The organism is Lysinibacillus parviboronicapiens, from assembly GCF_003049575.1.
GTDB classification, from domain to species: Bacteria; Bacillota; Bacilli; order Bacillales_A; family Planococcaceae; genus Lysinibacillus; species Lysinibacillus parviboronicapiens.
The window spans coordinates 48,909-55,426 of the sequence record NZ_PYWI01000026.1 but is presented as its reverse complement, the minus strand read 5'-3'; the positions used below and the strand labels follow the sequence as shown (position 1 = coordinate 55,426).

5 protein-coding genes and 1 pseudogene are annotated in these 6,518 nt (G+C 38.2%); all 6 read left to right on the top strand.

Annotated features, from left to right (window positions below; all coding sequences use genetic code 11):
- Nucleotides 1-297: 297 nt before the first annotated feature.
- The 6 genes and pseudogenes from C9J35_RS18280 to C9J35_RS18255 all read left to right on the top strand — a co-directional run bounded on the left by C9J35_RS18280 (nt 298) and on the right by C9J35_RS18255 (nt 6,517).
- Nucleotides 298-606, top strand: a complete 309-nt coding sequence (locus tag C9J35_RS18280) for a hypothetical protein (RefSeq protein ID WP_054768692.1) — start codon at nt 298-300, stop codon at nt 604-606.
- 115 nt (nt 607-721) lie between these two features.
- On the top strand, nt 722-1,153 hold the full coding sequence (locus C9J35_RS18275; protein WP_107925766.1) for a GNAT family N-acetyltransferase: 432 nt from the start codon (nt 722-724) through the stop codon (nt 1,151-1,153).
- Between the two features lie 60 nt (nt 1,154-1,213).
- Nucleotides 1,214-1,783, top strand: a pseudogene (locus tag C9J35_RS18270) (GNAT family N-acetyltransferase).
- A gap of 130 nt (nt 1,784-1,913) precedes the next feature.
- A complete protein-coding gene (locus C9J35_RS18265; RefSeq protein ID WP_054768705.1) occupies nt 1,914-2,462 on the top strand; it encodes a GNAT family N-acetyltransferase in 549 nt (182 codons plus the stop codon).
- 335 nt (nt 2,463-2,797) lie between these two features.
- Nucleotides 2,798-4,834, top strand: coding sequence for a hydantoinase/oxoprolinase family protein (locus C9J35_RS18260; RefSeq protein ID WP_107925764.1), 2,037 nt, complete (start codon nt 2,798-2,800; stop codon nt 4,832-4,834).
- A gap of 3 nt (nt 4,835-4,837) precedes the next feature.
- Nucleotides 4,838-6,517, top strand: a complete 1,680-nt coding sequence (locus C9J35_RS18255; protein WP_107925762.1) for a hydantoinase B/oxoprolinase family protein — start codon at nt 4,838-4,840, stop codon at nt 6,515-6,517.
- Nucleotide 6,518: the final 1 nt, after the last annotated feature.

Below are 6,518 nucleotides of genomic sequence, written 5' to 3'. Positions count from 1 at the left end.
CATTGAAGAAGGAAATTTCAGCACTCGCTGTTTTGATGACACAGCTCGGACCAGGGGTATTTTTTGTTGGCATGATAGGTGAAGATTCATCAGTGATAGGATTTAGTGTCACGGGGACAATTGTTAGTTTGGTAATCGGCATAAGAAAGCATCTCCTTCATTTGATACGTCTATCGTACCGGAGGTGCTTGAATGATTATATGCGTTATTTGATTACGGGCTTACGTTTAGTTCAATAAAAAAATGTTATAATATGGATATTTATAAAGGGAGATCGTTAAAAGGAGATGTATTTGTGTGTTTACAATTATGATTATAGCTTATTGTATATTTGCGGCAATCAATCTTATACACAAAAACAGAGAATCAATAAAACAATTAACGGCTAAACAATTAATTCTCGCTTCTTTTGCCTATCTTTCCACGGTTTTTTTGGGGGTTATTTGCATTTATTATGGAGGTAATTGGATTGCTGGACAATTTTCAAGTCGTTTTCTGCAATCATTTGTTTTCATTTTGATAATTATCATCACAATATCTTTATGCCAATGGCCATTAAGAAAAATATTAAAAAGAGTTACATCAGGTATTTTTCCTAAGACTTGAAGTAATAAATCATCTATTAACATAAAAAAACAGTCGCTTCTTGTGCTAACGTTTTTCAAGGAATGTCAGTCGGCTATAATCAAATCAACTCTTAAGATAAAAGGAGAGATGAAAGATGAAATTTTCGATTACGCAAGAAATAAATAACAAGGATAAACAGAAAATTGAAGAGGCGCTTTATCAATTTAATTTAAAGCATTTTCCGGAAGATTTAAGCGGCAGATACGAAGAAATTAATTTATTTCTTAAAGATGACAAGGGCATTGTCCGTGGTGGCATACTTGCTGAAGTATGTTGGAACTGGTTGGAAATTCATACGTTTATGATTGATGAAGAATTACGAAAATCAGGATTGGGAACGACATTATTAGTAGAGCTTGAGAACATCGCTGTAGAAAAAGACTGTGATTTCATAAAGGTGGATACGTTAAGTTTTCAAGCGTTAGGTTTTTATGAAAAACATGGCTATAAAGTGTTTGGCAGTTTAGATAATGTCGGTAGAGTTTTTCAGCATTACTATTTAAAAAAAGATTTGAAGATTTTTTAATTTTATCGAGCTATAGGGGATGGAGAGATGAACAATTTATTTACAATAGACTGAGGTGAAATATTACTGAGAGAGTTTAGTATGGAAGATGTTGATGCTCTTTATGAACTGACTTCACAACCGGAAGTTTATGAATTTTTGCCGGACTGGCGTTCCACGAGAGCACAACGATTAGACTGGGTGACAAATTATGAGATACCTGAAAATAAAGAGTTTTTGTCAGCCGTCCCTCATATCAGTGGTCACAATTATTTGAGGTTGGGCATGATCTTAAAGGATACGGGCGAATTCATAGGCTTTTGCAACACAGGTATGAAAGAAGAGCTAAGGGAACCAAACCGGGAAATTGCCTATGCAATATCAAAACATTACAGAAATCGTGGCTACACCACAAGAGCAGTAAAAGGCTTGCTGTAATATTTGTTTGACCAGACAGATGTAGAACACCTTAATGCAGTGGTTGTGCCCCGCAATGTAAGTTCAAATAAAGTGATTGAAAAATGCGGCTTTCGTTTAAATGGAGAAATTGAAATTGACGACCAAACACATTATCATTACACGTTTCACAAAGGAGAGTGGAGAAGGAAAAATAGCTACTATTACAAGTGTTGGGCTGTACTGAGACGGTAAGGACCATCTCCTTTTGAAACTAGAAAATGATCGATAACAAGGTTTTTGGGCATATTTGTAGAATTTATCATGTATGAAATTGCCTTGTTAAGAAAGGGCTCGTATTTGGACAGAAAGGGAGTCGATGGAAATGGGATATGTTCGTGAAAAATTAATGATAACGACAGAAAGACTGGTCCTTAGATTGTTTCAAACATCTGATGCCGAAGCGGTTGCGGCGCTATGCAATAACTATCAAATTTACAAAAATACTTTGTATTTACCTTATCCATATAGTTTAAACGATGCTTTATTATGGATGGAGCATCATTATGATAATTTTATGGCAGATAAATCATATGAGTTTGCGGTAACAGACAAAGACAGTGGTGAAGTATTGGGCGCTATTGCGTTATCGAACAATCCACGCTTTAACCAAGGAGAACTAGCCTATTGGATCGGCGAACAATATTGGGGCAATGGCTATGCAACTGAGGCAGCGCAGTCAATATTACAATTTGCTTTTGAAGAAAAGAAGCTGCACAAAGTGTTTGCACGTTATTTTGCATCGAACCCTGCTTCAGGAAAAGTAATGGAGAAGATTGGCATGGAAAAGGAAGGGACTTTAAAAGACCATGTTATGAAAGATGGTAAATATGAGGATTTGGTGTATTACGGCATTGTTAAAGAACTGGCTTAACATGTCAATATGTCGGCGATTTGCTTCATTTCGCTGAAAGCGTATTCGAATACTTTTTTCGAATAGGCTTTTTTTATTGGGAGAAAATCGACAATCCAAAATCACATAAATCGGTGTAGATGCCGCTCATTGCAAGGACAAACAAAAGGGTTCTTGGGAATTATAGGATGATTTTTACGTTAAAGCGATTGAAATAGCGGGTTTTTACTATAAAAAAGCGACCGAATAAAAAATTATAGTAAAAATATATTGAATTTTCTTTCTTTTTTAAATATAATTTACCTAATTCTAAATGGAACAGTGTTCCTATAATCGGAACAGAAGGGGATGAGGATTTGAAAATAGCAACAGATATTGGTGGAACTTTTACCGATTTAGTATTCACAGATGAACAGGGGAATCTTCATTTTGATAAGGGGCATACAACGCCAGGCCATTTTGAGGATGGGATTTTACATGTCTTACGTCGACATGTAACGGAACAATCGTTGGTCGAGTCATTTATTCATGGTTCGACCGTTATTATTAACACGTTAACGGAAAGAAAAGGGGGAGTAGTTGGGTTAATTACGACAAAAGGTTTCCGTGATGTCTTAGAAATTGCTCGGGGGAATCGACCAGATTTGTACAATTTTAAATATAACAAGCCGGTACCTTTTGTAGAGCGCTATTTAAGACAAGAAATCGATGAAAGAATCGATTTTAAAGGAAATATCATGAAAGCGCTTAACATTGATGACGTAGCTCCGTTAGTCAATAAATTTAAAGCCTTGGGTGTCGAAGCCATTGCCATTTCATTCATTCACGGCTATAAAAACCCAACGCATGAAAGACAACTAAAAGAAGAAATTTTAAAGATTTGGCCAGAGGTCTATATAACACTTTCGAGTGAAACCATTAAAGAATATCGAGAATATGAAAGAACCAATACAACCGTCTTAAATTCATATGTAAAACCAATTGCTCATGCTTATTTAAAAAGTTTACAAGAAAAATTAGGGACAATTGGTATTACAGAACATTTAAAAATTATGCAATCCAATGGGGGGACGACCAGTTTTGATAAAGCAATGGAGTTGCCAATCAACCTCGTTGAATCTGGCCCTGTTGCAGGCATGTTCGGCGCTGCTAAATTAGGTCAGCTGCTCAATGAATCCAATATTATCGCTTTTGATGTTGGCGGAACGACGGCGAAATGTTCGCTGATTACCGATGGCAAAGTGAATGTCACAACAGATTACTATATCGAAAAAAACGACAAGTTTGCAGGATATCCCATTAAAACACCTGTTGTCGATATTGTGGAGATTGGCAATGGTGGGGGTTCCATTGCAAGAGTCGACCAATTTGGCTCATTAAAAGTAGGTCCAGATTCTGCTGGAGCTAATCCGGGCCCTGTAGCGTATGGCTTAGGCAATACGCAACCAACCATTACAGATGCGAATGTCTATTTGGGAAGATTATCATTAGCAAATTTTGATCATCCAGTAGCTATGAACAAAATTGAAGAGGCGCTTATGCAATCGATTGCCAAACCATTTAATGTTACGGCTGAAGAGGCGGCCCAAGGAATTTTAGATATAGCCAATTCGAATATGTTAAATGCACTTAAGTTAATCTCTATTCGTAAAGGTTATGACCCAGCGGAGTTTACAATGGTGGCCTTTGGTGGCGGTGGTCCCCTACATGCTATTCATTTAGCACAAGAATTAGGCATGAAAAAAGTCATTATTCCATATGGTTCATCCGTTTTTTCAGCTTTAGGTATGATGATGACCGAATACCGACAAGATTATATCCAAACCAATTTATTGAACTTCCATAAAGATCATTTAGCGGAAATTCAACGAAATATGGCAGAAGTGATGCAAAAAGCTTATGCTGAAGCGCCATTCGCACAAGAGCATTATCATGTTGAAATGAATTACGATTTACGTTATAAAGGCCAGGAGCACACTGTAAAGTTAAACTCATCCAATGATTGTCTCGATGAGGCGGAACTACAGTGCTTAACAACAGCCTTCCATATTAAACATCAACAAGAATTTTCTTTTGAGTTACCTCAAACACCGATTGAGCTCGTGAATCTTCATCTCACGATTTATGGTAAAGATGAAGCGATTCAATTTAAGGAATTAGATTTCTCGCACATTGATAGTACCACTTGCATGAAATCGACACGTCGATTATATGTAAAACATACAGGTTGGGTAGATGTAAATGTTTATGATCAGCAAAAGTTAGTGCCCGGCTATGTGATTCAAGGCCCAGCCATTGTCGAAAGTCCTAGCTCTACGGTAGTCATCTATGACAAGCAATCCATTGCAATGGATAAATACGGCAACCTAATTGTAGAGATGGAGGGGAAGTAAAGCATGAATAAAGATGTTTTTGCGTTAGAAATTATTCAGGATTCGTTGCTGGCCATCGGAGATGAAATGTTTGTCGCTTTAGCCCGTTCTTCAATGAGTCCTGTTATCTATGAGGTTTTAGATTATGCATGTGGCTTAACAGATGCAAAAGGTAATTTGATTAGCCAAGGAAACGGTGTGACCAGCTTTATCGGTATGTTAAGTCCAATGGTCCAGCATGTTATTGACAAGTTTAATGGCGGTGAGGATTTACACGAAGGTGATGTCATTATTATTAATGACCCCTATGTTGGGGGTGGCTCGCATTTATCCGATGTTGGCTTAGTACTACCTATCTTCTACAAGGGAGAAATAATCGCTTATTCGGCCAATAAAGCGCACTGGACAGAAGTTGGCGGAATGGACCCAGGTTCATTTACTAGCAATTCAAATGAAATCTATCAAGAAGGCTTACAGTTACCAGGGGTTAAGCTCTATCAAAAAGGTGAACTGAGTGCAGCGGTCTATGAAATCATTGCGACCAATGTGCGTTTACCAGAACTATCCATCGGCGATATGTTGGCACAAGTTGCCGCATTGAAAACAGGCGAAAAACGCATACGTGAACTTTGTCAGAAATTCGGTGCGGATGCTGTAAAATTGTCCACCCAAAAGTTATTGGATAAGGGTGAAAAAATAGCACAACTCGAACTGCAACATTTACCAAAGGGTGAGTTTTATGCCGAAGACTTTATTGAGGGTGATCCATTAAAAGGTGGACCATATCCTATAAAAGTAAAGGTGACCATTAGTGACCAACAATTTATTTGTGACTTCAGAGGGTCACATCCGGCGGTGCATGTACCTGTCAACTGTTCACAATTTGGATTAATGGCCAGTGTGAGGGTGATGTTTTTAGCGTTACTGGGTGATATTGATGTCATCAATGAAGGGGTATTTCATCGTTTGAAAATCATAACAGATGAAAATTCAATCGTCTCTGCCAAACGACCACATCCCGTTTCTATGAACTTTGAGGCGCGTATTGGCGCAGCCGATTTAATATGGAAAGCACTTGCGCAGCACCTGCCAGACAGACTTTCAGCAGGCCATTTACAGTCAGTTTGTACATTTATTTTAACGGGCAAAAACCCACACAATGACGATTCATTCCTAATTGTTGAGCCTTCTGTTGGTGGTTGGGGTGCTTCCAATGATGTCGATGGGCAAAGCGGGCAATATTGTATGGGGGATGGGGAAACCTATAACCTCCCTGTAGAGATAGCGGAGACAAAATATGGTATCCATATCGATGAATATAGCTTAAACTGTGATGGTGCAGGAGCAGGGAAATTTAGAGGTGGTTTAGGGGTGCGTCGAGTTTATAGCATAAATAATGATGGGCAAAAGGTTTCAGTCAACTTAGGTAGACATCAATTTTCACCTTTTGGCTTAAATGGCGGACATGAAGGCTCACATAACTATCTGATTATTCATAAACAAGATGGCACAAAGGTTGGGCCAATTGGTGTACTCGCAAATTATGAACTGCACAAAGGAGATCAACTAGAGCTTGTTACGGCAACAGGGGGCGGTTATGGCAGCCCCGAGGAGAGAAGCATAGACGCAATCGAAAAGGACTTGTTAAATGAATACATTTCTTTGGACATGGCACACAAGTTCTATCGCTATAAAAACACATAGA